The following is a 25,415-nucleotide window of genomic DNA, read 5'->3' on the forward strand; positions in this document are numbered from 1 at the left end:
AACCACGGCATCAGATCACCGTGGCTCTCGTAATGGGTCCGAGTGTGGCATCGTCGGTCAAGCCAGCGTTGGGTAGTCGGTGTAGCCTTGCGAGCCGCCGCCAAAGAATGTGGCGCTGTCAGCGGCATTCATCGCTGCCCCGATTTTCAGGCGATTGACGAAGTCCGGATTGGCCAGCACTTGACCGCCATAGGCTTCCATATCAGCCAGGCCCGCAGCGACATCGGCACCCACCTGTTCACGCAGGCGGCCAGGACGATTGAGGATCAGAATCTGATGCCAAAGCGTGCGCAGATCGGCCAAGAGTGCGGAGTCGCCCCAGTGCATGACATCCAGGTACGCCAGCCCGAGTTTGTTCAGTTCTACCGTCAGATAACGGTACAGCGCCGGGCCATCCGGGCCTTCGTTCAAGCCACCCAGCGTGGCGCCAGGCGATATGCGGATACCGATGCGGTCAGCACCGATTTCATCGACCACGGCCTTCGCCACTTCGATGGCAAAGCGGGCACGGTTCTCAATGCAGCCGCCATAGACGTCAGTGCGGGTATTGGCGTTTGGGGCAAAGAACTGTTGAAGCAGATAGCCGTTTGCAGCGTGAATTTCCACGCCATCCGCCCCCGCTTCAATGGCACAACGGGCAGCGTAACGAAAGTCGGCAATAGTCTGCTGCACGTCTTCCAGCGTCATGGCACGCGGCACGGGCATGTCCTTCAAACCGTCTGCTGTGTGAATCTGCTGCTGGGTCGCGATCGCGGATGGCGCCAATGCTTGCAGATGGCCCGGTACATTGTCGGGATGGGACATGCGACCCGAGTGCATGATCTGGATAAAGAGATGACCACCTTTTTCATGGACGGCGGAAGTGACCCGGCGCCAGCCTTGAATGTGTGCATCGGTGTAGATACCGGGAGTGGCGACAGTGCCTTGTCCTATGTCGGATGGCTGCGTGGCTTCAGTCACGATCAACCCCATGGTGGCGCGCTGGGCATAATACTCAGCCATCAAGTCGGTTGGCACACCCTCGGGAGTGGCGCGACTGCGGGTCATGGGGGCCATCACCAAACGGTTTGGCAGTGCGTAGGCGCCCAGGCGAACGCGGGAAAAAATATCATTCATCTTTAATAACCTCTGGTTTGTAGCAAAGGTGGATTGAATGCCCGGCTGCCTCAGAAGATCGCGCAAGCATTATCTTGACGTCGAGATAAAATGTAAAAGCGATATATCTTGATGTCAAGATAAATGCGCAGTAGGATCGACCAATGGACCAAGTAGATAAAGTAATTGAGCAATGGCGCGTGGCTCGTCCTGATCTGGACGTGACCACCATGGGAACGATTGGTCGTCTGTCGCGGGCGACCAAACGCGTTCACATCGTCGTGGAGGAGACATTTGCATCACTGGGCTTGAACATGGCCGGGTTCGATGTGTTGTCTGCGCTGCGTCGATCAGGCCCACCTTATGCATTGTCTCCGGGCGATTTGCTTGCCTCGATGATGATCACCTCCGGCACGATGACCAACAGGATCGACCAGTTGGAAAAAGCCGGCCTGGTCAGTCGAACCCCGGACTCCAGCGATGCTCGCAAATCCATCGTGGGTTTGACCCCGGAAGGCTTGAAGCGAATCGACGAAGCCATCGTGGAACATGTCGCCACGCAGCGTCGGCTGTTGGCTGGGTTGACCGAGGAAGAAATCGCGCAACTTGATGACCTCCTGCGCAAGCTCACGCAATCACTCGACGTCTAGTCAGTCACGTAATCGGGCGAGACGGTTGTCACCGTTGCAAACGCATAGACCAGGTTGTTCGCGTATCCGCCGAGCAGCGCTCCCCCTGTCCAGGGTCGAAACGGGATTGACGCATCAACGCCAGTCCCGTCCTGTTCAGTCGCGCGACTTAATCCATCTGGCTTACGTATTGCGACCGAGGTTTCAGGCCACGACGGGAATCAACGGATCGGCCGCCTGAAGAGCGATTTCCCGATCCGCCGCCGGAGGGTAGATCCACTGGGTGTTGATTTGAACTTTCAACGCCTTGCCTTCCTGGCCGGTCAATACCACTTTACGTTCCCAGCCCTCGGTGAAAACCGCACCCCAGCCGCCCAGATCCAGGCATGTGACGTACTTGGGCTGGCTATAGGCAATCGGCTCGACGCCAAGCAGATCCGCTGCTGCGTTGTTGCCAGCGGAGCGGCCCAGGGCGATAGCGTGCTGGCAGGTCATCAGGGCGTGGTTGCCCTGGTCGTCCACGGCCGCGTAGGCGGTGTCGCCCGTGGCGTAGATGGCATCCTGGCCGATCACCTTGAGGTTACGGTCAACGTGCAGGCGTCCATGTGCGTCGCGTTCGCCAGCGATTTGCTGGGTCAGCGGTGACGCTTTTACCCCCACGGCAAAGATCACCGTATGGGCAGCGATTCGTTCGCCATCGGCGAGAAACACACCGTTTTCGTCTACTTTGGCAACCGGACTGCCAAGGCGCCAGGTAACCCCTAGACGGGTACTTGCGTCAGCAACGACGCTGGCAATTGCTTCGCCCATTGCTCCGCCAATCTGCTTGGCCATATCCACCACGACCACACTGACCTCGGCCTGCTCGCCAAGGATGGCTCGCAAGCGTGCCGGCATCTCGGTGGCGGTTTCAATACCGGTAAAGCCACCCCCGACTACGACCACCGTGTTGCGGGCAGCGCTTGGCGGTTGCAGAGCCAGTTGCTGCAGATGCGCTTCCAATCGCTGCGCCGACTCCAGGCTATCGACATCAAAGGTGAAGCGCTCGATACCCTCCAGAGGCGGGCGGGCTACCTGGCTGCCCGAGGCCAGGATCAGACGATCAAAGTACAGCTCGCCGTCTCCACCTGTGGCGTCGCGATAGCTGACGCGTTGGCCGTCGGCATCAATCTGCGTGGCGTGACCCTGCACAAAGTGCACGCCTGTGGCATCGAACAATGGGCTGAGCGGAGCGACGGTGCTGGCCAGGTCGGTTTCATAAAACCGCGGGCGCACACGCAGTTCTGGCTGGGGTGCAAGCAAGGTGACGCTGATGTCCAGGCGCTTCTGTTGATCGAGCAGGCGCATTGCGCTGAGGGCGCTCCACATCCCGCCGAAGCCGGCCCCGATGATTACGATTTTTTGTTTCATATTTGAGTTTCCGTAGTGTGTTGGGCGCTGATTGGAAAGCTTGACTAGGGCAAACTGCTGATCTTGCCGACGATGGTCTGGATCGGATGATTTCATCTTTCAGGTTATGTGAGTTCTCGAAAACCACCGGGTTACGGCTCTTTGCCATTGTTTCTTATTTGCCATTGTTTCTTATTGTTTCTTTAATCGCCGGTGCTTCACCTCTCCAAATCCACCTGTACTTCTCCAGCCCCTGGTATCAGGCAATCCGCGCTTCACGCTCGGCCATGCGCACATCCGCGACCCGCACGGTGCGCCAGACGTTGTAGGCCATCAGCAGCATGCCGCTGAGGAAGAACACGCCGCCGGTAAAGCGCACCACGAAGCCCGGATGGCTGGCCTGCAGCGACTCGACGAACGAGTAGGTCAGCGTGCCGTCGTCGTTGATCGCACGCCACATCAGGCCCTGGGTGATGCCGTTGACCCACATCGAGGCGATGTACAACACCGTGCCGATGGTGGCCAGCCAGAAGTGCGCGTTGATCATGCCGATGCTGTGCATCTGCTCGCGACCGAAGATTTTCGGCACCATGTGGTAGGTGGCGCCGAAGGTGATCATCGCCACCCAGCCCAGGGCCCCGGCGTGGACGTGGCCGATGGTCCAGTCGGTGTAGTGGGAGAGGGCGTTGACGGTCTTGATCGCCATCATCGGACCTTCGAAGGTCGACATGCCGTAGAACGCCAGCGACAGCACCAGGAAGCGCAGGATCGGGTCGGTGCGCAACTTATGCCAGGCGCCCGACAGGGTCATCATGCCGTTGATCATGCCGCCCCAGCTCGGTGCCAGCAGGATCAGCGACATGGCCATGCCCAGCGACTGCGCCCAGTCGGGCAGGGCGGTGTAGTGCAGGTGGTGGGGACCGGCCCAGATGTACAGGGTGATCAGCGCCCAGAAGTGCACGATGGACAGGCGATAGGAATACACCGGCCGGCCGACCTGCTTGGGCACGAAGTAATACATCATCCCCAGGAAGCCGGTGGTGAGGAAAAAGCCCACGGCGTTATGCCCGTACCACCACTGCACCATGGCGTCGGTAGCCCCGGAATACACCGGGTAGGACTTGAACCAGTCCACCGGGATCGACAGGTGATTGACCACGTGCAGCATGGCGATCACCAGGATGAACGCGCCGAAGAACCAGTTGCCGACGTAGATGTGCTTGGTCTTGCGTTGTACCACGGTGGTGAAGAACACAATGGCGTAGGCGACCCAGACCACCGCCATCCACACCGCGCCGGTGAATTCGATCTCGGCGTATTCCTTGGTGGTGGTGTAGCCCAGCGGCAGGGTGACCAGCAGGATGATGATCACTGATTGCCAGCCCCAGAAGGTGAAGGCCGCGAGGGTGTCGGAATACAGCCGCACCTGACAGGTACGCTGCACGGCGTAGTAACTGGCGGCAAATTGTGCACTGCCGGCAAAGCCGAAGATCACCAGGCTGGTGTGCAACGGTCGCAGGCGCCCGAAGGTGGTCCATGGCAGGTCGAGGTTCATCTCGGGCCATACCAGTTGCGAGGCGACCCACACCCCCATCGCCATCCCCACGACGCCCCAGACCACGGTGGCCACGACGAATTGGCGGACCACCTTGTAGTTGTAGGCCGAGTTGTTCATCACAGTGCTCATTGTCAATGCTCATCCATTCGTTCACTGGATGGTCACGGGATTGTTCGACGGGCGCTCGTTAATACTTGTGAATCGTTGTTGTTTACGGCTCGGGTGTGTGGACCCTGCGCCCTCGCGGCGTAGCAATATTTGCAAAAAAGTCAGCAATAAGTGCAAAGCCTGAGTCGTCGAATTTGGTGATAGTGAAACGCAATATGCGATTAACTTATTGATTGAGCGCGTATTTATGCTGATGTTCGGGTGATTGTCTGATGGGGCTGTCGCCAATAATAAAAGTTGTCATGGGCATAAGAGTCGTGAAGAACTCGTGTCATGACTACGGAGGTATACGCCTTGGGTGGAGCAGCAGAAGACGGATTTGATGTGGTGCTGAGTTTCGGACCCTTCCGTTTATATCCCGTAGAGAGACGCCTGGAGCGAGGCGGTGAGTCCATAGCGATCGGCAGTCGTGCGCTGGATATTCTGGTTGTCCTGGTCGGCGAGGCGGGAAGTGTCATCAACAAGCGAACATTGATGACCAAGGCCTGGAAGAACATCGTCGTCGATGAAAGCAACTTGCGCGTCAACATCGGACTGCTGCGCAAAGTACTGGGTGAAGGTGAGAACGGCGCCCGGTATGTCGCCAATGTGCCGGGGCGCGGTTACAGCTTTGTCGCGAAAGTCACCCGTCTGAATGTGATGGCCCGCCTCGAACTGAAAACCGACCAGCGTCGCCCCAGTGAGGCGATAGTGCCTCGTCGTGCGGGGCGGATGGTGGGGCGAAACAGCGATCTTGCATTACTGGCAAGTGCCATCGCATTCCATCGTTGCGTGTCGATCATCGGTGCCGGCGGTCTGGGCAAGTCGATGCTGGCCATGGCGTGTGCCGATCGGCTGAAAGCCGATGCCTGCGTAGCTGTGCATTGCCTCAACCTGGATTCGCTCGACGAGACGCAACGCTTGATTTCGGCGCTGTCAGCGCTGTTTTTACTCGAGCACGACCCGCTTGATCCGCTCGCTGCCATCGCACACGCGTTCGCCACGCGCCATGCTGTGCTCTTTCTGGACAATTGCGATCGTTTTCTCGATGAGGTCGCGACGCTGGTCGAGGCGCTGTACGAAAGTGGCGCGCAGTTACATGTCGTGGTGACCCTGCGTGAGGCATTGCGGGTCGATGGCGAATTCACCTATCGCCTGGGGCCGCTGGATGTCCCGCCCAGGGAATTGAAGTTGCCTGCCGCGGATGCGAAGGCCTACTCGGCGGTGGAACTGTTTATCGACAAATGCCTGGCGAGCGGGCATCTGTGCGAGTTACCCGATGAGGAAGTGGCGCAGATGATCGAGATCTGCACGCGGCTGGATGCCAATCCACTGGCGATCACCTTGGCGGCCTCGCGCGTGGCAACGTTCGGGCTGACCGGCACCCTGGCGCTGCTGGACAGCAGTTGTCGGCTGCACTGGACCGGACGGCGCAATGCCGTGTCCCGGCACCGGACGCTGGAGGCGCTGCTTGATTACAGTTTTCATGCGCTCAATGCCCAGGAGAAAGCTCTATTTCTGCGCTTGTCGGACTTTGCCGGGGTGTTCAGCCTCAGCGATGTGCAGGCGATTGACGATCAGCACTTGCCGGATTTCGCCACCCTGGTGGGCGTTCTCGATGCGCTGGTCGGCAAGTCACTGCTGGTGCCCCAGTCCACGGCCAGCGGCACCATGGACTTCCGCTTGCTGGAAACCGTGCGGATCTATGCACTGGAGAAAATCATCAAGCGCGATGGCGGTCGGCGCGACACCACCGTGGTGTTCAACAGTCATGGCAAGACGCCGTGGTTGCAGCCGGGGGACGGCATCATCGGGCACGGCTGAACTCACGCCACAACCCCGTAGGAGCGAGCTTGCTCGCGATAAACGTACACACGCAACCCCAGACCGCGGGTTAAAAAAAGCTACGGTTGACGACAAGAGCGCCCCAATTCGATGTGATCACCATCAAACATCGTGACCTCTCGTTTCCATCCGGCACTCGCGGGATGGAACTGGCGTGCCGTAGCTCAACAGGGGAAGTGAACAGGAGAGCGATCAGCCATATTGATCGGCGTACTCCGGCAGCAACTTTCTGCCATCAGCAAGTACCACTGAGCAAACCCATCAATGCCTGATTACTATGATTCAGTTTGGTGTAATGGGGTGTTAAAGGGTGCAAATAGTTGTGATGGCTTGTTGGGTTTTCGGCGGTCTGGTTATTTCAGTGATAGGTTATTTATTGTTGTAGAAGTCTTTGCGGCAGTCGTGTTCGTCAACGGCTGTCGACCGGTTGGCAGGCTTCGGGCGCAGCCTGTATCGCGGGTTTAACACAGTGACATAACGCACCACTCGGGTTTTCCCGAGTGCAGGTTTGCGCGCGCTCGAAGTGGCTGTCATTCACGAAAAAATAATCAGAGAAACATTCATTGCATGCCCGTGTGCGTAATCAATACATACCCCGGCATTCGACCGTATGTGAGCATTGAGGTGAGATATGGGTGAGTACCGAAAGTTATGGTGGTACCTGATTGGAATATTAGGTGTCACGTTCTGCCTGCTCGGCTGGTTCGGGCGTGAAATCTACCGCCAGGCGCCGCCGATTCCGGACCGAGTGCAGAGTGCCAGCGGCCAGTTGCTGTTCCAGTCCGAGGATATTCTGGATGGCCAGACCGCCTGGCAAAGTGTCGGTGGCATGCAACTGGGTTCGATTTGGGGACACGGCGCGTATCAGGCGCCGGACTGGACCGCCGACTGGCTGCACCGTGAACTGCTCGCCTGGCTGGAGCTGGGCGCGCAACAGGCTTACGGCAAGGCTTATGCCCAGATTGATACCGACCAGCAAGCCGTGCTGCGTCACCAGCTCAAGCGCGAATATCGCAATAACCGGCTGGTCGACGGCACGTTGGTGCTCAGCGAGCGGCGCATCCAGGCGATTCGCCAGACGGCCGCCTACTACGATGCGCTGTTCGGCGGTGATCCGTCGCTGAGCGGCAGCCGCCAAAGCTTCGCCATGAAGGAAGTGACCATGCCTGACGCGGCCCGGCGCCAGCAATTGACTCACTTTTTCTTCTGGACCGCCTGGGCGGCCGCCACCGAACGCGAGGGGGTGAATGCCACTTACACCAATAACTGGCCGCATGAACCGCTGATCGACAACAACGCCACCGCCGAAAACATGGTCTGGTCGGTCATCAGCATTGTCGTGCTGCTGGCCGGCATCGGCTTCCTGGTGTGGGGCTGGGCGTTCCTGCGCAACCACGAGGAGGGCGCGCCTACGGTGCCGGCCCAGGATCCCCTGAGCCTGATCACCCTGACGCCTTCGCAGAAGGCCCTGGGCAAATACCTGCTGCTGGTCGGCGCCTTGTTCGGCTTCCAGGTCATGATGGGCGGCGTGACCGCGCACTACACCGTGGAAGGCCAGGACTTCTACGGCATACCCCTGTCGAAGTGGTTCCCTTATTCGCTGACCCGCACCTGGCACTTGCAGAGCGCGATGTTCTGGATCGCCACCGGCTTCCTCGCGGCCGGGCTGTTTCTGGCACCGTTCATCAACGGTGGCAAAGACCCCAAGTACCAGAAGCTGGGGGTGGATCTGCTGTTCTGGGCGCTGGTCGTGGTGGTCGTCGGTTCCTACGCCGGTAACTACCTGGCGATTGCCCAGGTGATGCCCATCGAGTGGAGTTTCTGGCTCGGCCACCAGGGTTACGAGTACGTCGACCTCGGCCGCCTGTGGCAGATCGCCAAGTTCGCCGGCATCGTGTTCTGGCTGGTGCTGATGCTGCGCGCGATGGTGCCTGCGCTGCGCCAGCCCGGTGACAAGAACCTGCTGGCGCTGCTGGCGTGCTCGGTGATTGCCATCGGCCTGTTCTACGGCGCGGGCCTGTTCTATGGCGAGCGCACCAACCTGTCGGTCATGGAGTACTGGCGCTGGTGGGTGGTGCACCTGTGGGTCGAAGGCTTCTTCGAAGTGTTCGCCACCACGGCGCTGGCCTTCATCTTTACCAGCATGGGCCTGGTGTCCAAGCGCCTGGCGACCACCGCGACCCTGGGCTCGGCTTCGCTGTTCATGCTCGGCGGCGTTCCCGGCACCTTCCACCACATCTACTTTTCCGGCACCACCACACCGGTGATGGCGGTGGGTGCGACTTTCAGCGCCCTGGAAGTGGTGCCGCTGATTCTGCTGGGCTATGAAGCCTGGGAAAACTGGCACCTGAAGGAACGCGCACCGTGGATGACGAAAATCCGCTGGCCGCTGCAATTCTTCATCGCCACGGCGTTCTGGAACATGTTGGGTGCCGGCGTCTTCGGCTTCCTGATCAACCCACCGATCTCGCTTTACTTCATTCAGGGCCTCAACACTACGCCACTGCACGCACACGCGGCGTTGTTCGGCGTGTACGGCTCGCTGGCACTGGGCTTCAGCCTGTTGATCCTGCGCTACCTGCGGCCCAACCTCGAGTTCAGCGATCGCCTGATGAAAACCGGTTTCTGGTGGCTTAATGGCGGCCTGATGCTGATGATCGTTACCAGCCTGCTGCCGATCGGCATCCTGCAGTTCTATGCCAGTGCCAGCCAGGGTTTGTGGTACGCCCGCAGCGAAGAGTTCATGCAGCAGGATCTGCTGCAGACGTTGCGTTGGGTGCGCACCTTCGGCGACGTCGTGTTCCTGGTCGGTGCGTTTGCCGTCATCTGGCAGATCACTAAAGGGCTGCTCGGCTCGTCGGCGCGGACGGGGGTGTCGACCGTCGGCATCATCAGTCGGCCATAACGACCGCCTGAACACCAAGGCCGGGTGGATCAAACCGCCTGGCCTTGATGTTCGAGTCGTCCGCCTTGTGGTTGCCAGCCGCGCACCTTGGTGTGAGACTTCACCGGACACGTCGAACCGCCTGGCCAAGAGAAGTCTCGATGCCGCTCTTTCGCTATAAACTCGAAAAATACAGTGCTTCGGGGCTGCTGCTCTCGTCCGTCGACCGCCACTGGAATGGCCTGGTTGCCGAAGTGCGCAGCCACAGTGAAGGCGTCATCGCGAAGAACAACCGGCAACCCACCACCGAACTGGTCCTCGATACCCGTGGAGACAGCGGGGCGGTCGTGACCCGCAAGGCCTACGATGTCATCGAGCAGACACCGACCAAGCGCGGCATGGCGTGGATCTGCCCGAAAGGTATCCAGGAAGACCTGGTTTTGCTGTCTGCCGGCATGCCCGGTCTGTTACACGTGCACCTGGAGCCAGGGCATTTTTCGCCTGAAGCGCTGGGTGATGGTTTCGATGGCAGCGAATATTCGACGATGCGGTTCGAGCGCGGGTTCGAGGACGATTTGATCGCCAGCATCGGCCACGCCATTCTCCTGGAGCTGCAGAATTCGACCCCGTCGGGCAAACTGCTGGTCGAGTCGCTGGCGTGCAGCGTGGCCGCGCGGTTGATCCAGCGCTTCACCAGTGCGGCGCCTGCCCGCCTGTTATCGCTCGAGCAAGTCCCCAACCCTGGAATCAAGCGTCTTCGTCAGGTCATGGACTACATCGAAGACAACATCGAGTCGACCATCAGCCTCAACGACCTGGCGGCCGTGGCCTGTCTGAGCCGCTTCCATTTCGCCCGTTCCTTCAAGTCCGCGACGGGGAAAACCCCGCAGCGCTACGTCAATGAGCGGCGCATGGAGCGGGCCAGGTATCTGTTGCGGCACAGCACTTACTCGGTTGCCGAGGTGGCGATGATCCTGAGTTTTTCTTCCCAGGCGACCTTCAGTCGGGCGTTCCGGCAACACACCGAGCAAACGCCGAATGAGTTCGCCCGGCAGTCACGTTCTCGGCGCCACAACATCCCCTGACTCAGCACTCTGCTCGAGATACTCGAGCATCTTCTGATTGCCATCGAGAATGTCGCAGCAGATCGCCGCACGCGCCGCCGCGCCATCGCGGCGCTTGAGTGCGTCGAGTACTTCCCAGTGATGGTCGATGGCCATGCGTTCGTTGAAGCTGCCGTAAGCCCGGGCGATCAGCGGGCCGGTGCGCATCCACAGGCTATCGAGCAAGCCGGCCAGTACCGGCATGCGGGCGATGGTGGTCAACGCGTAGTGAAATTGCTGGTTGCACTTGAGCGCCGCCTGCAAGTCCTGGGCGTTGATCGCGGCGATGTTCTGCTCGATGCAGGCTTGCAGGTCCGCCAGTTCCGCGTCGGTAACCAGGGCGGCGGCGGTTTCGGCTGCCAGGCCCTCCAGCGCCAGGCGGATGCTGCGGATCTCGGCGTACTGCGCGGCGGTGAGGATCGGCACGCGGATGTCACGCGGCGTCTTGAGGATCAGCGCCTGCTCCTTGGCCAGTTGCAGGATCGCATCGCGCACCGGCGTCACGCTGGTGCCCAGTTGCTCGGCCAGGTCGCGGATGCGCAGGCGGTCGTCCGGCTGGAAACGCCCGGTGATCAGCGCCTCGCGCAGCAGCTCGTAGATGCCGCTGCCCAGGTACGAATGATTGAGGGTCTGAATCGGGTAGGGGGTGCTCATTGATCGCTCATCTGCGGCGGATGCCCGGCCCGAATGATGGAAGTTTCCGGCCGGGATTTCCAGATTATTTCAGACGTGCTGGCCACCATTGACGTGAATCTCCGAACCGTTGATGTACGAGGCCCCGCGGGTGCAGAGGAAATGCACCAGGGAGGCGACTTCTTCCGGTTTGCCCAGGCGGTGCATGGGGATCTGCTGGTCGACGATCAACTCGGTGCCAGCGGACAGGATCGAGGTCTCGATTTCACCGGGGGCAATCGCGTTGACGCGCACGCCGTGGGGGCCGAAATCATGGGCCATCTCCCGAGTCAGCGCAGCCAGCGCGGCTTTCGAGCAGGCGTAGGCGACCCCGGCAAACGGGTGCACCCTGGAACCTGCAATCGAGGTGACGTTGATCACCGAGCCTTGCGCCGCTTTCAGTTCATCGAACAAACCCTGGGCCAGCAGCGCCGTGGAAAACAGGTTGACGTTGAACACGCTCAGCCAGGTGGCGTAGTCCGACTCCAGCACGCCCAGGCGTGCACCGCCTTCACCCTTGGGCGAGATGCCGGCGTTGTTGACCAGCGCATCCAGCCGTCCGCCGAGTTTTTCCCGAATCGAGGGCAGGCTGCGGCGCACTTCGTCGATGTCTTCCAGGTCCAGGTGAATGTGGTTGAGCTGGCCCTCGGCCCACGGACAGCCCTCGGTCCAGTCCTGTCTCGACGCGGTGAACACGCGCCAGCCGGCGGCGTTGAAGTGCTTCACCGTCGCATGGCCGATGCCACGGCTCGCACCGGTGAGGAGGAGGGTACGTTGCTCGGTCATACAGGCGCTCCTGGGGATGGGGTGGGAGTGAAGAGACTATACCAGTAAAAATTATGATGCATCATATTCTAAATATGTTACTAATGAGCGGCGCCTCGGGGTCGACCCGCGCGCCAGCCACCGGGTGCACGACACCCGGCGCTGACAGAAAGATTGCTGCCAAAAACAAAAAACCATCTGCCATCCCTTAAAGCTGCCGCTCACGCACGTAGCCCATTCGGAGAGACGCATGAACAGCAAAATCGCAACTGTACTGATGCTTGGAATGCTTGCCGGCCCCTTGAGCGCCGCGGAAAAACTGACCGTGGTGTCCTTTGGCGGCAACAACCGCCAGGCCCAGGAAAAGGCCTTCTACCAGCCGTTCACCGCTGAAAAGAAAGTGGCAATCACCGCCGACGACTACAACGGCGAAATGGCCAAGATCCGCGTCATGGCCGACACCGGCAAGACCAGCTGGGACGTGGTCGAAGTCGAATCCCCCGAGTTGCTGCGCGGCTGCAGCGAGGGCCTGTTCGAGCCATTGGACTGGTCGCGCATCGGCAAGAAAGAGGATTTCATCCCGGCCGCCGTCAGCGATTGCGGGGTCGGTATCTTCATCTGGTCTACCGTTCTGACATACGACCCGAAAAAACTCGCCAGCGCGCCACAGGGCTGGGCGGATTTCTGGGACGTGAAAAAATACCCGGGCAAGCGCGGCCTGCGCCGTGGCGCCAAGTTCACCCTGGAGTTCGCCCTGCTGGCCGATGGCGTGGCCAAGGAAGACGTCTATAAATTGCTCGGCACCGAGGAGGGCGTGCAGCGCGCGTTCCGCAAGCTGGATCAGATCAAGCCCGATATCCAGTGGTGGGAATCCGGTGCGCAACCGTTGCAGTGGCTGGCGGCGGGCGACGTGGTGATGACGTCGGCCTACAACGGCCGTGTCACCTCGGCCCAGGCCGAGGGGCAGTCGTTCGAGATGCAGTGGAACGGCAGCCTGTACGACCTCGACCACTGGGCGATCGTCAAAGGCTCGCCGAAGAAGGCCCTGGCGGAAAACTTCATCGCCTTCGCCAGTGCCCCGGTCCAGCAGAAGAATTTCGTCGAGGCCATCCCCTATGGGCCGAGCAACAGCAAAACCGTGCCGCTGGTGGATGCCAAGGTCGGCAGCAAACTGCCAACCGCGCCGGATAACCTGAAGAACGCGCGGGCGACGGACGCCGAGTTCTGGATCGATCACGGTGAAGATCTGGAAGAACGCTTCATTGCCTGGGCCAACAAGTAATGCAAGGGGCCTGTGCGAGCAGGCCCCGTGACTGACGCGAGGAGTCATGAAAGATGCCGCTTGAGAATGAATCGGCGCAGCCCTGTCTGCTGGAGGCGGCGCCTGCCCGGGTCACTGAGGCGCAGGTCCTGGAAGTTCTGGCGCAACACTACGCAATCAACGGCAAGCTCGAGAGGCTGGGCGGCGAGCGTGACCTGAATTTCCGGGTGATACTCGACGACGGTTCTTCGCGTTTGCTCAAGCTGTCCCATCCATTGGAAAACCCCCAGGTGGTGGATTTCCATAACCAGGCCATGCGTCAGATCGAGCGTAACGATCCGACGTTGCCGGTGCAGCGCGTCTATTCATCGCAGGCGGGTAATTTCGTCGAGAAGGTCGAGATCGCGGGCCAGCACATGCTGGTGCGGCTGCTGTCGTTCGTCGATGGCTTGCCGCTGCATCGGGTGGCCCACACTTCAACGGTTTTCCGGCAGAACCTGGGGCAGGCGCTGGCGCGTTTTGACCTGGCCCTGGCGGGGTTCAGCCACCCGGCCGCAGGACACGTGCTGCTGTGGGACATGCAGCACGCCCAGCAACTGCGTCCGCGGCTCAAACACATCGAGCCGGGTGCCCGTCGCGACCGCATCGAACAGAGCCTGGACCGCTTCGAATCCCAGGTGCTGGGCCAATGCGCCGCGCTGCGTCACCAGGTGATCCACAACGACATGAACCCGCACAACATCGTCGTCGACCCCGACGAGCCCGATGTGCTGCGCAACATCCTCGATTTCGGCGACATGGTGCACGCGCCGCTGATCAACGACGTGGCAGTCGCGGCGTCTTATCAATTGGGCGTGTCGGGGGATGTCCTGGCCCCGGCGCTGGACATGATCCGCGCCTATCACCAGGTCAATCCACTGACGGCTGAGGAACTGCAACTGCTGCCGGTGCTGATCCAGACACGCCTGGCGTTGTCATTGTGCATCAACTACTGGCGGGCCGATCTGCACCCGGACAACCGCGAGTACATCCTGCGCAACTCCTACCGCGCCCAGGATGCCCTGGCGGGCTTGTCCGCGATGGCACCCGCCGAAATCCACGACAGAATCCTTGCCGCTTGCACCCAGGAGGTTGGCGCATGAGCATGATCAACGGTTTCACCCAGGACGATGCCGAGCGTCTTTCGGACAACGAAAAACGCCTGATCGAGCGCCGCACGCGCTTGCTCGGCCCGGCTTATCGACTGTTCTACGAGCACCCGTTGCACACGGTGCGCGGTGAAGGCGTGTGGCTGTACGACGAGCAGGGCCGGCGCTACCTGGATGCCTACAACAACGTGGCGTCGGTGGGACATTGCCATCCACGGGTGGTCGAGGCGATCACTCGACAGGCCGGGCAACTGAACACCCACACCCGTTATTTGCAGGAAGGTGTGCTGGATTACGCCGAGCAACTGCTGGGCACGTTTCCCGATCACCTCGAACGCGTGATGTTCACCTGCACCGGCAGCGAGGCCAACGACCTGGCGTTGCGCATTTCCAAGCAGTTCACTGGCGGGAGCGGGGTGATCATTACCCGGTTCGCCTATCACGGGGTCACGGGCGACATCGCCGAGCTGTCGCCGTCGCTGGGCCCGAGCATGATCCTGCCGCCCCATGTGCGCACCGTGCGTGCGCCGGATGCCTACCGGCTGGGTGAGGAGCAGGTGGCCTCGACCTTTGCCGCCGATGTGCGGGCGGCCATCGCTGACCTGCGCGCGCACGGCATTCGTCCGGCAGCGATCCTGCTCGACGGCATCTTCGCCAGCGATGGCGTGCTCGCCGATCCCGCCGGTTGCATCGCCGAAGGCATCGCGCTGGCCCAGGCAGAGGGTCTGTTGTACATCGCCGATGAAGTGCAGTCGGGCTTTGCCCGTACCGGTTTGAACCTGTGGGGTTTCCAGCGGCACAACGTGCGCCCGGACATCGTCACTCTGGGCAAGCCGATGGGCAATGGCCACCCCATCGCCGGTCTTGTCGGGCGCGCCGAAGTGGTCGATCACTTCGGCCGCAACATGCGTTACTTCAACACCTTCGGCGGCAACCCGGTGTCCTGCGCGGCGGGGCAGGCGGTGCTGGACGTGATCCGCGACGAACAGTTGCAACAGCGTTCGCACAGCCTGGGCGAATACCTGGTGGCGGGCTTCAAGACATTGGCCGAGCGCTACCCGATCATCGGTGATGTGCGCGGTGCGGGGATGTTCCTCGGCGTCGAACTGGTCACCGACCGCAACAGCAAAACACCCGCCGCTGCCCAGACCCGCCAGGTGGTCAACGCCATGCGCGAGCAAGGCGTACTGATCAGCGCAGCCGGGCCGCTGGAAAACGTGCTGAAGATACGCCCGCTGCTGGCGTTCGAGCGTGAGCATGCGGATTTGTTGTTGGCGGTGGCGGGGGAGGCGCTGGCCAAAATCGAACGGTAACCCACCCCAGCATCATCGTTCACGACCATCGCGAGCAGGCTCGCTCCCACAGAAAATCAAAAGCAAGCTCGCTCCCCTGTAGGAGCGAGCTTGCTCGCGATGGTGGCCCAGGCACCGCGGGCCATCAGGCACCCCATCACCCAACCGACGCACATGGCGGAATTTTGATACTAGACGTCGGGTCGGCGGGAGCGGCGGGGGTTCGCTGACGATTATTGTTTTCCCACAAAAGCGGGAAACAAAAATCATGCTGCCTTCGACCGAAAGAATTGATAGCCACGTCCACTTCTACACTCGCGATGATCTTCATCGAGTGGCGGGTTCGTTACCTTATTCATTACCTGAACCGCATCCGCTGACTACTTATCTGGATCAACTTATCGACGCCGGTATTACGCCAACGGTCATCAATAATGTTCATCTAAGCATCCTGCCGGATTCGGAAAACGTATTTGCCTCGTTTACCGAACTCGACCAACTTCAGGCGGCCAATCCCCAGCGTTACGGCAGCGTGAAACTGGTCGGGACAATCAAGGCCGATCCTGCCTACGCCACCCGCGAACGGCTGGCACATCCGCAGGTGATCGGTGCCCGCATCGTGCTGCACGATGCCAGGCCTGAAACGGTTTCCCCCGAGGATTTCAGCAGCGAGCAGTGGTCGGCGTTTTACGCCCGTCTGCAACCGCACCAGCACCTGCACATCTACGCCAAGGAAGCCGAGACCAACCTGCGTGTATTGCGCCAGGTTCCGGAAGACGTGCGGGTGATCATTGATCACCTGGGCAGTTGCCACGCCGAGCGCGGCCCCGATGAACCTGCCTACGTCGCACTGCTGGCCGAGGCGAAAAGGCGCGGCAATGTGTGGTTCAAGGGGCCGGGTTATCGCACCTCGAGCGATCCTGCACAAACCGCCCGGTTCGTGACGCAGATCGTGCGCTGCGTAGGCGTTGAAAAGATTGTTCTGGAAGCCACCGACGCCCCCCATGTGGGCACTGACAATACTGGCGTGGCCTATTCCAAATTGTTCGATTTAAACAAGACGTTCAGTTTTGTCGATGCTGTTGCACACCATGTTTCTAAAGAAACCCGAATTCCTGCTGGCCAACTTCTGCGCAATGCCATTGGCCAACTGGTTAGTTGATTAACGCCCACGCTTTAACTTCGAGATATCAAGCGATGACAAACATTACTACAAAAGAAATCGACTTCGCCGTTAAGTACGCGGACCAGACCCTGAAACTCAAAGGGACTGTTTTCACTCCGGAAAACGCCGACGCGTCCCTGCCGCCAGTGGTGTTCAACTCCGGCTTCACCGGTGGCGTGTCGATGTACGGTCAGCTGTTCGGTCGTGCCCTGGCGGCGCGCGGTTATCGCGTCATGACCTACGACGTGGCGGGTTTCTTCACCAACAAGCTGATCCGCAACACGATCAAGGCCGGTGACCAGTTGATCACCAATGTCAGCCTGGAAGACCAGAAGGACGAAGTGCTCGGTGCTGTGCAATGGGCCCGGGAAAACTTTGGCCAGATGCCAGTGGTGGCTTCCTGGGCGATGGGCTCGGTGGCGAGCCTGGGTGCCGTGGCCGAACTGGCAGCGGCCGGCGGCGAGCAGATCCGTTTCTGGGTGCCGATGAGCTACACCAACATTCGCCATTTGCAAGGCCTGCGTGCCGACCAGGCGGCAGCGGATGCGGCGATCCTGCAACTGGCCGACGATGCGGCGATCCCGCCGTTCGACACCGGCACCGAGGCGACCCGTGTGGGTTACTACCCGCTGGACCCGGACACCCAGGCCTATGTCGACCAGCAACTGGGTGGCTACACCGAAGCCGGTGGCGCCGACCGCTGGCCGGGCTGCACCCACGTCACGGCCAAGTCGTACAAGTCCTACGTGGCCTACAACCCGGAGCAAGCCATCGAAGGGGCCAACGGTTTCCCGCCGGCGCTGATCATCCATGGTGCCGACAACACCCTGCACATGCCGGCCGAGTCCGAGCGCCTGCACCGTCAGTACCCGGGTGACGCAGGCCCGGCCGCGCTGATCATCAAGGGCATGCAACACGGCCAGCAGAACCAGGTCGACAGCCCGGTGTTCGCGACGATCATCCGAAGCATCGACCAGGCGATTCGCGCTCGCGCCTAATCCCGTTCGCAACACCCACGCAAAATCCCCTGTGGGAGCGAGCCTGCTCGCGATGGTCTTGAACACACCGAGGTGTGTCAGGGTACCAGCGTCATCGTTGACGACCATCGCGAGCAGGCTCGCTCCCACAGGTTTGTCTCACAGGTGTTGCATCTGGCCCAACACCGCCCCAGGCCCTAACATGGCGTGATCCATGACAAGGAACTGGCGATGACCGGCGACTCCGCACCCTCCGTGACCAACCCCGCCACCAAGCGCATTGGCCTGCTGATTCTTCCCCAGTTTTCGATGATGGCCCTGGCCGGTGCCAGCGAACCGCTGCGTGCGGCCAATCGGTTGTCCGGCAAGACGCTCTACGAATGGACCGTGCTCAGCGAGTCGGGCGGCCCGGTCAGTTCCAGCAGCGGTTTCGAGATCCAGGCCCAGCCCATCGACCAGGCGCCGGATTTCGACCGGGTGTTCGTGCTGGCGAGCCTGGACATCGAACACCAGAAACCGCCGAAGATGCTGCGCTACCTGCAGCGCGCCGTGGCCCGTGGCAAAACCGTCGGCGCCTTGAGCACCGGCACGTTCATCCTCGCCCGTGCCGGCCTGCTCGAAGGCAAGCGCTGCACGTTGCACTGGGAATCCATCGGCCAGTTTTCCGAGGAATTTCCCACCATCGAAGTGACCCGCGAGCTGTACGTCAACCATGAAAACCGCTGGACCTGCGCCGGCGGCACGGCGGCCATCGACCTGATGCTGGCGCAAATCGCCCTGGATTTCGGCAACCCGCTGGCGGCGAGCATTGCCGAGCAGTTTCTCCATGCGCGTATTCGCGCCCCGGAAGAGCACCAGCGCATGTCGATCCAGTGGCGCTTCGGTATTCACGACAAGCGCCTCACCGCGGCAATCGCGTTCATGGAGAACAACCTGGAGAACATCGTCGGCATCGAGGAAATCGCCGACCGCTGCAACCTGTCCCACCGCCAGCTGGAACGGCTGTGGCACCAGCATTTCGGCATGACCCCCAAGCGTTTCTACCTGGAGCTGCGGCTCAACGAAGCGCGCCGCTTGCTGCGCGAAAGCACCCAGCCGATTGCGTCGATTGCCTACAGTTGCGGGTTCGTCTCGGCGTCGCACCTGGGCGCGGCGTATCGCCGGGTCTTTGCCTGCACGCCAGGGGAGGAGCGGCGGAAATTTGATGATGCCCACTCCTGAATCCTGCCATCGTTCGCCGCGCTCCCAGCACGGCGAGGGGGCAAAATCCCGCCGGTTGCATGCGCCTCGATAAAACCACATAGCTTGCTAATGACTTGCTTCCGCAGCAGCTGGGCGCCGGCTGCACAGGGTCGCTTGGTCATTTGGCAACTATCCTTCGAGTAAAACCTCGCACGCCGTTGCCAAGCCTAGTGACGGCGATTTTTTGATATAAATCGTCGCACTCGAAGCGCAGGCTGCGCCCGTGAGCGCGGTAATGTTTCTTACACAAACGGCGTCCACTTCCAGATGCACAGCCGACAAAAACAACAATGACGTACAGAAGGCCTTACAACCATGGAAACCTTGAGTTTCATTCTGGAAAACGGCGGGCTGATCAGTCTGCTCCTCGGCCAGCACCTGCTCCTCGTCGCAGTGGCGGTGGGGCTGGCGATCCTCACCGGCGTGCCGGTCGGCATCGCGATCTCCCAGCATCCCAGGGCGCGTCGCTGGGTATTGGCCTTCGCCGCCGTGCTGATGACCATTCCTTCGGCGGCGCTGTTCGGCCTGATGATCCCGGCCCTGTCGCTGATCGGCTACGGCATTGGCGTGGTGCCGGCGGTCATTGCCCTGTTTCTCTATTCGCAGTTGCCGATCATCCGCAACACCACCACCGCGATCTCCAACATTGACCCGGCGCTGCGCGAAGCGGCCATCGGCATGGGCATGTCGACCTGGCAGCGGTTGTGGAAGGTCGAGCTGCCGATTGCCGTGCCGCTGATCATGGCCGGCGTACGCATGGCCACGGTGATCAACATCGGCATCGCCGCCATTGCCGCCTACATCGGTGCCGGTGGCCTGGGCAGCCTGATCATTCGCGGTATCGCCCAGTCCGACACCCGCCAGTTGCTGGCCGGCGCCATCATCATCAGTGTCATTGCCATCGCGGCCGACTATGCGCTGTATGCCCTGCAACGCATCCTCACGCCTACCGGCCTGAACAAGAACAAAGTGGCCAGCGGCCCAATGAAGGAAGCGACGACGTGATCCAGATCGAAAACCTCAATAAACAATTTGGCTCAATCACCGCCGTGGAAGATGTCTCCTTCAACGTTGAAGAGGGACAGATCTGCGTACTGCTGGGGCCCTCGGGCTGCGGCAAGACCACCACGCTGAAGATGATCAACCGCTTGATCACGCCGACGTCGGGCACCATCCGCATCGGCGGTCGTGACACCAGCGAGCTGGACAGCGTGACCCTCAAGCGCTCCATCGGCTACGTGATCCAGCAGGTTGGTCTGTTCCCCAACATGACCGTGGAAGAAAACATCTGCGTGGTGCCCAACCTGCTCGGTTGGGACAAGACCAAGAGCCGCAAGCGCGCCGCCGAGTTGCTGGAGGTGGTGGCGCTGGACCCGGCGCGCTTCCTCAAGCGCTACCCGTGCGAGCTGTCCGGTGGCCAGCAGCAGCGCGTCGGCGTGGCCCGCGCCCTGGCCGCCGACCCGCCGGTGATGCTGATGGACGAGCCGTTCGGGGCGATCGACCCGATCAACCGCGACGTGATCCAGGACGAGTTCATGCGCATCCAGCGCCAGGTCGGCAAGACCGTGCTGTTCGTCAGCCACGACATCGACGAAGCGGTGAAGATGGCCGACTGCGTGGCCCTGTTCCACAACGGCAAGATCGAACAGTTCGGCACCCCCGACGACCTGCTGGCACGGCCCAACAGCGAGTTCGTGGCCAACTTCATGGGCAGCGACCGCATCATGAAACGCCTGTTCCTGCTGCGCGCCGGTGACATCGCCAGCAAGATCGCACCCCGCGAGCAGATGCAGATCGTCGGGGGCAACAGCAGCCTCGCCACGCAATCGCCGCTGATCGTCAAACCTGCTGATGACCTGCGCCAGGTGCTCTCGCAACTGCTCGGTCGCGGCCAGGATTGGGCGCTGTGCAACGACAGCGACGGACGCTTTATCGGCTACATCCATCAGGCCGACATCCTCGCGCGGCTGGTCGACAACATCAATCCAGTGGGGCACTGACCATGTCTGAAGTGATCAGCCGATTCTGGGAAGGGCTGCAATATTACTGGGGCGACATCAGCTACCTGACGGTCCAGCACCTGGAAATCGTCGCCATCAGCGGGGTGCTCGCGCTGATCGTGGCGCTGCCGTTGGGCGTGTGGATGAGCCGCCCGGCGAACCAGCGTTACGCCATGGCCAGCATGCAGTTCCTCAATGTCGGCCAGGCGATTCCCAAGCTGGCGTTGCTGGCCCTGGCCATGAGCCTGATCGGTGTGGGCAGCGGCGCGGCCATCATCGGTTTGTTCGTCGCCACGCTGTTGCCGGTGGCGGTCAACACCTACGAAGGCCTGCGGGCGGTGCCGGCGCATTTGATCGAAGCGGCGGAAGCGATGGGCATGACACCGTCCGAGACGCTGTGGAAAGTCGAAATCCCCAATGCCTTGAACGTGATTTTCGCCGGTATCCGCACGGCGCTGGCGATCAACGTCGGCACCGCGCCGCTGGCCTTCCTGGTCGGCGGCGGAGGCCTGGGCGAGCTGATCTTCACCGGTATCGACCTGAACGACTTCGGCATGATGCTGGCCGGTGCAGCGTCCACTGCGATCCTCGCGATTGCCGTGGACATGGGCTGCGGGGTGATCCAGACCCTGGCCGTGTCCCGGGGCCTGCGGCTCGCCGGGCGAACCTGAACGCAATGACCCTAAACCAATAATTATGAGGTGCATGATGACTTATCGGATCCTGGCCAGGCTGTTGTTGACGCTGAGTTTTGTTGTGGGTTTTCTCGGCAGCGCTTCTGCCAATAGCACCATCGTGGTGGGCGGCAAGAAATTCACCGAGCAGCAACTGGTCGCCGAAATGACCTCGCAACTGCTGCGCGCCAATGGCTACACGGTCGACAAACGCGCCGACCTTGGCTCTTCGGTGCTGCGTGCGGCGCAGGAAAATGGCCAGGTCGATGTGTACTGGGAATACACCGGCACTTCGCTGGTGATCTACAACAAGGTCACCGACAAACTCGATGCCGACGAAACCTACAAGCGCATCAGCGCTCTGGACGCGCAGAAGGGCATCACCTGGCTGAACCCGTCCAAGGCCAACAACACCTACGCCTTTGCCATGCGCAAGGATGAGGCGGAAAAAGAGGGCATCGCCTCGATCAGCGACCTGGCGAAAAACATCGGTGCGGGCAAGAGCTACAAGTTCGCTTCCAACGCCGAGTTCTTCTCGCGCACCGACGGCCTGCGCCCGCTCCAGGACATGTACCAGTTCGAGTTCGAGCGCAAGAACGTGGTGCGCATGGACGGCGGCCTGACCTACCAGGCGTTGCGCGACGGCCAGGTCAACGTGGCCCTGGTGCTGTCCACCGATGGACGCATTCCGGCCTTCGGTTTCGTGGTGCTCAAGGACGACAAGGGCTTCTTCCCCAGCTATGCGCTGACGCCGGTGATCCGTACCGAAGTGGCCCAGGCCAACCCGAAGGTCACCGAGCTGCTCAATGCGCTGTCGTCCAAGCTGGATGACGACACCATTGCCGGCCTCAACTCCCGCGTCGACGTGGGCCGCGAGTCCATCGAGGCGGTGTCCAAGGAATTCCTGCAACAGAACAAGCTGCTCTAGCTGTTTTTCGGTGGCGTTATTGCCACCGGCTCGGGCCAGCGCATCGCTGGCCTGTTTTTTATCCCTCCTGCCCATCGTACGCGCGCCAACCTTCATACGGCGCGGGCGCTTTTCGTTCGCCTGTCTTTCTTCGGAGCATTACCCATGCAGATGAGTAAACAGTTGGTGGCTTGTTCGATGTTGGCGTTGTCGGCCAGCGCCTTTGCCGATGACGCTATCGAGCGTATGAGCCTGGCCGACATGCGCCAGGCCCTGGACCGGGGCACGCTCAGTTCCGAGCAACTGGTCCGGCACTACCTGGACAACATTCAGGCCAACAATCGTCAGGGCCAACGGATCAACGCGCTGGTGACGGTCAATGACCAGGCGCTTGAGCAGGCGCGCCAGTGGGACGTCGAGCGGGCGAAGAATCCAGGCGCCAAGCATGCGCCGCTGGCCGGTATTCCATTCGTGGCGAAGGACAATTTCGACACCGCCGGCATGGTCACGTCCGGCGGTTCCTACGTGCTGCGTGAATCGGTGCCGAGCCAGGACGCCTTTACCGTGAAGAAACTCATCGACGGCCAGGCGATCCTGCTGGGCAAGGCCAACCTGTCGGAACTCGCGGCATCCTTCGGCTGGTTCGGCTACAGCTCGTTCGGCGGCCAGACCCTCAACCCGAAGAACACCAAGCGTGACGCGTCCGGCTCCAGCAGTGGCTCGGCCGCCTCGGTGGCCGCGCAGTTCGCGCCGTTCGCCCTGGGCTCGGACACCAGCGGCTCGATCCGCGCCCCAGCCAGCGTCACCGGCACCGTCGGTTTTCGCCCGTCCCTGGGACTGATCAGTCGCAGCGGCATTATCCCGTTGTCGCTGGCCTTCGACACCGGCGGCGTGATCACCAACAGCGTGCTCGACCAGGCCATCGTGCTGGACGCGATCAAGGGGCCAGACAGCAACGATCCGGCGACCCAGGACCTGGCCAGCGACGGCATCCGTTTCGAACAGGCGCTGGGCGCTGCTTCGCTCAAGGGCAAGACCATCGGCGTGATCAGCAACTTCAAGGGCGCCAACCCCGAGGTCGACCAGGTGTTCCTCAAGGCCCAGCAAACCCTTGGCGAGCGCGGCGCTCACGTGGTCGCCATCGAGTTGCCCAAGGCCTTCGAAACCCTGTGGAGCGATGTGCTCGGGCCGGTGGGTGAGGGCGAATTCAAGCCGCAGTTCGAGCGCTACCTGGCCACGCTCGGGGCGAACCAGCCGCGCACCCTGGCGCAATTTCTCGAGTTGGCGCAGAAGAACCAGGCCGAGAACGCCGCGCATGGGATGAACCCGGCACGTCTGGAAGGGCTGGCAGCGCTGGCGAAGAGCGACAGCACCGATTCGCCGCAGTACATTTCGATCCTGTCGCGCAAGATCCCGCAACTGCGCGCGCAATTGATGGACATCATGCGCCAGAACAAGGTCGACAGCCTGTTCTTCGCCACCATCAACTGCCCGGCGTCGGTGGTGCATGGCGTGACCGATGACAGCTACGTGTGCAAGGCCGGCGACACCTACGCTTCGTCGTACATCGCCTCGGCCACGGGTTTCCCGGAAATCACCGTGCCGGCCGGCACCATCAAGGGCAACCTGCCGGTGGGGGTGTCATTCCTTGCAGGCTACGGCGAAGACGCCAAGGTCGTCGGCCTGGGCTACGCCTTCCTCGGTCGCTGAACCGGTCAGATCTGCGCCAGCAGCCAGGCGCGGAACGCCACCAGCGAGGGCAGCATTTCGTTGCGTGGCGGGTAGGCCAGGTAGTAGGTGCGCTGGCTGGCGAAGGGCAGGTCGAGGCTGATCAGCTCGCCGTTGGCCAGTTCGTCGCTCACCAGGATGCGCGGTACCAGACCGATGCCGATGCCGGCCCGCACCGCCTGAATCAAGTGCGAGGTGAGTTCGAAGCTCGGCCCCAGGCGCATCAGGCGGTGGGGCAGACGGTGGTGGCTGAACCACTCGCCCCAGACGTTGGCGTTGGTGGCGACATTGAGCAGGGTCTGCTCGCCGATGCGTTCTGCGCTCCAGTTGTCCTGGGCGGCTGCGGCCTGCGGGGAGATCACCACCAGCAGTTCTTCGGTGTGCAGCCGGTGGCTGATCAACCCCGGCAGGTCGCTGGAGCCGACGACGATGGCGGCGTCGATGCCGCTGGATTCGAAGTCGATGGTGTCGATCCGCGAATGGATGTGCACCAGCATGCCGGGGTGGTTTTTGTAGAAATCATGCAGGCGCGGCAGCAGCCATTTCGAGCCGAAGGTCGGCAGGGTGGCCAGGCGCAGGGTGCCACTGCCGGACTGATAGGCCATGGCCTGCAAGGTCGCGCTGCGGATACGCCCCAGGGCCTCGCTCATTTCCCGCTGGTACAGGCGGCCGACGTCGGTCAACTGCACCTGGCGGCCTTCGCGGCGGAACAGGGTCAGGCCCAATTGCTGCTCCAGCGCCTGCACCTGGCGGCTCACCGCGCTCTGGGTCAGCGACAATTCCAGCGCCGCGCGGGTGTAGCTTTCATGGCGGGCGGCGGCTTCAAATGCCAGCAGCAGCGACATCGACGGCGTGAGATGACGGTAATTCATTCATAAAACTCATCGTTAGCGGCAGAAATATCCGTTTGTTGGGTGACCGAACCTGCGGGATC

21 protein-coding genes are annotated in these 25,415 nt (G+C 61.3%); 15 read left to right on the forward strand and 6 right to left on the reverse strand.

Features of this window, described 5'->3' with window-relative positions:
* Positions 1 to 57: 57 nt before the first annotated feature.
* On the reverse strand, positions 58 to 1,116 hold the full coding sequence (locus ABVN20_RS22500; protein WP_368557946.1) for an alkene reductase: 1,059 nt from the start codon (positions 1,114 to 1,116) through the stop codon (positions 58 to 60).
* Positions 1,117 to 1,259: 143 nt separating this feature from the next.
* Between ABVN20_RS22500 and ABVN20_RS22505 the strand changes: the two genes are divergently transcribed.
* Positions 1,260 to 1,745 (forward strand): MarR family winged helix-turn-helix transcriptional regulator, encoded by a 486-nt coding sequence (locus ABVN20_RS22505; RefSeq protein WP_368557947.1) that lies wholly within the window; start codon positions 1,260 to 1,262, stop codon positions 1,743 to 1,745.
* Between the two features lie 183 nt (positions 1,746 to 1,928).
* Here ABVN20_RS22505 and ABVN20_RS22510 read toward each other — a convergent pair whose 3' ends face one another.
* Both ABVN20_RS22510 and ccoN read right to left on the reverse strand, forming a co-directional pair.
* Positions 1,929 to 3,134: an NAD(P)/FAD-dependent oxidoreductase gene (locus ABVN20_RS22510; RefSeq protein WP_368557948.1), complete on the reverse strand. Its 1,206-nt coding sequence runs from the start codon at positions 3,132 to 3,134 to the stop codon at positions 1,929 to 1,931.
* A 238-nt stretch (positions 3,135 to 3,372) separates the two neighbouring features.
* Positions 3,373 to 4,800 carry a cytochrome-c oxidase, cbb3-type subunit I gene (ccoN, locus tag ABVN20_RS22515; RefSeq protein ID WP_368557949.1) on the reverse strand — a complete coding sequence of 476 codons (1,428 nt, stop codon included), beginning with the start codon at positions 4,798 to 4,800 and terminating at the stop codon, positions 3,373 to 3,375.
* Between the two features lie 312 nt (positions 4,801 to 5,112).
* Between ccoN and ABVN20_RS22520 the strand changes: the two genes are divergently transcribed.
* From ABVN20_RS22520 to ABVN20_RS22530, 3 genes are all read left to right on the forward strand, one after another.
* Entirely contained in the window at positions 5,113 to 6,642 is a 1,530-nt protein-coding gene (locus tag ABVN20_RS22520; RefSeq protein WP_368557950.1) for a winged helix-turn-helix domain-containing protein, read from the forward strand.
* Positions 6,643 to 7,294: 652 nt separating this feature from the next.
* Entirely contained in the window at positions 7,295 to 9,568 is a 2,274-nt protein-coding gene (locus ABVN20_RS22525; RefSeq protein WP_368557951.1) for a nitric-oxide reductase large subunit, read from the forward strand.
* Between the two features lie 140 nt (positions 9,569 to 9,708).
* Positions 9,709 to 10,632, forward strand: a complete 924-nt coding sequence (locus ABVN20_RS22530) for a helix-turn-helix domain-containing protein (RefSeq protein ID WP_368557952.1) — start codon at positions 9,709 to 9,711, stop codon at positions 10,630 to 10,632.
* On the opposite strand, the gene ABVN20_RS22535 is transcribed toward ABVN20_RS22530, so the two are convergent.
* Together ABVN20_RS22535 and ABVN20_RS22540 are read right to left on the reverse strand one after the other, a co-directional pair.
* On the reverse strand, positions 10,603 to 11,304 hold the full coding sequence (locus ABVN20_RS22535; RefSeq protein ID WP_368557953.1) for a GntR family transcriptional regulator: 702 nt from the start codon (positions 11,302 to 11,304) through the stop codon (positions 10,603 to 10,605). The genes ABVN20_RS22530 and ABVN20_RS22535 overlap by 30 nt on opposite strands.
* Before the next feature lie 69 nt (positions 11,305 to 11,373).
* Entirely contained in the window at positions 11,374 to 12,108 is a 735-nt protein-coding gene (locus tag ABVN20_RS22540) for an SDR family NAD(P)-dependent oxidoreductase (RefSeq protein ID WP_368557954.1), read from the reverse strand.
* Positions 12,109 to 12,337: 229 nt separating this feature from the next.
* Here ABVN20_RS22540 and ABVN20_RS22545 point away from each other — a divergent pair, with 229 nt between their 5' ends.
* From ABVN20_RS22545 to ABVN20_RS22595, 11 genes are all read left to right on the forward strand, one after another.
* Complete coding sequence (locus ABVN20_RS22545) at positions 12,338 to 13,369, forward strand: ABC transporter substrate-binding protein (protein WP_368557955.1); 1,032 nt, start codon at positions 12,338 to 12,340, stop codon at positions 13,367 to 13,369.
* A 53-nt stretch (positions 13,370 to 13,422) separates the two neighbouring features.
* On the forward strand, positions 13,423 to 14,490 hold the full coding sequence (locus tag ABVN20_RS22550) for a phosphotransferase (protein ID WP_368557956.1): 1,068 nt from the start codon (positions 13,423 to 13,425) through the stop codon (positions 14,488 to 14,490).
* Positions 14,487 to 15,809, forward strand: coding sequence for an aspartate aminotransferase family protein (locus ABVN20_RS22555; RefSeq protein ID WP_368557957.1), 1,323 nt, complete (start codon positions 14,487 to 14,489; stop codon positions 15,807 to 15,809). The genes ABVN20_RS22550 and ABVN20_RS22555 overlap by 4 nt, the downstream gene beginning before the upstream one ends.
* 247 nt (positions 15,810 to 16,056) lie before the next feature.
* Entirely contained in the window at positions 16,057 to 16,950 is an 894-nt protein-coding gene (locus ABVN20_RS22560) for an amidohydrolase (RefSeq protein WP_368557958.1), read from the forward strand.
* Between the two features lie 35 nt (positions 16,951 to 16,985).
* Positions 16,986 to 17,951, forward strand: coding sequence for an alpha/beta hydrolase (locus ABVN20_RS22565; protein ID WP_368557959.1), 966 nt, complete (start codon positions 16,986 to 16,988; stop codon positions 17,949 to 17,951).
* Positions 17,952 to 18,161: 210 nt separating this feature from the next.
* Positions 18,162 to 19,151 (forward strand): GlxA family transcriptional regulator, encoded by a 990-nt coding sequence (locus ABVN20_RS22570; RefSeq protein ID WP_368557960.1) that lies wholly within the window; start codon positions 18,162 to 18,164, stop codon positions 19,149 to 19,151.
* Between the two features lie 336 nt (positions 19,152 to 19,487).
* Positions 19,488 to 20,177, forward strand: a complete 690-nt coding sequence (locus ABVN20_RS22575; RefSeq protein ID WP_368557961.1) for an ABC transporter permease — start codon at positions 19,488 to 19,490, stop codon at positions 20,175 to 20,177.
* Positions 20,174 to 21,172, forward strand: a complete 999-nt coding sequence (locus ABVN20_RS22580; RefSeq protein WP_368557962.1) for an ABC transporter ATP-binding protein — start codon at positions 20,174 to 20,176, stop codon at positions 21,170 to 21,172. Before ABVN20_RS22575 ends, ABVN20_RS22580 begins: the two co-directional genes overlap by 4 nt.
* Positions 21,173 to 21,174: 2 nt before the next feature.
* Positions 21,175 to 21,843 carry an ABC transporter permease gene (locus tag ABVN20_RS22585; RefSeq protein ID WP_368557963.1) on the forward strand — a complete coding sequence of 223 codons (669 nt, stop codon included), beginning with the start codon at positions 21,175 to 21,177 and terminating at the stop codon, positions 21,841 to 21,843.
* Positions 21,844 to 21,880: 37 nt separating this feature from the next.
* Complete coding sequence (locus ABVN20_RS22590) at positions 21,881 to 22,774, forward strand: glycine betaine ABC transporter substrate-binding protein (RefSeq protein WP_368557964.1); 894 nt, start codon at positions 21,881 to 21,883, stop codon at positions 22,772 to 22,774.
* A 144-nt stretch (positions 22,775 to 22,918) separates the two neighbouring features.
* Positions 22,919 to 24,463: an amidase family protein gene (locus ABVN20_RS22595; RefSeq protein WP_368557965.1), complete on the forward strand. Its 1,545-nt coding sequence runs from the start codon at positions 22,919 to 22,921 to the stop codon at positions 24,461 to 24,463.
* A 5-nt stretch (positions 24,464 to 24,468) separates the two neighbouring features.
* On the opposite strand, the gene ABVN20_RS22600 is transcribed toward ABVN20_RS22595, so the two are convergent.
* A complete protein-coding gene (locus ABVN20_RS22600) occupies positions 24,469 to 25,353 on the reverse strand; it encodes a LysR substrate-binding domain-containing protein (protein WP_368557966.1) in 885 nt (294 codons plus the stop codon).
* Positions 25,354 to 25,415 lie beyond the last annotated feature (62 nt).

This window comes from Pseudomonas sp. MYb118, from assembly GCF_040947875.1.
Lineage (GTDB): Bacteria > Pseudomonadota > Gammaproteobacteria > Pseudomonadales > Pseudomonadaceae > Aquipseudomonas.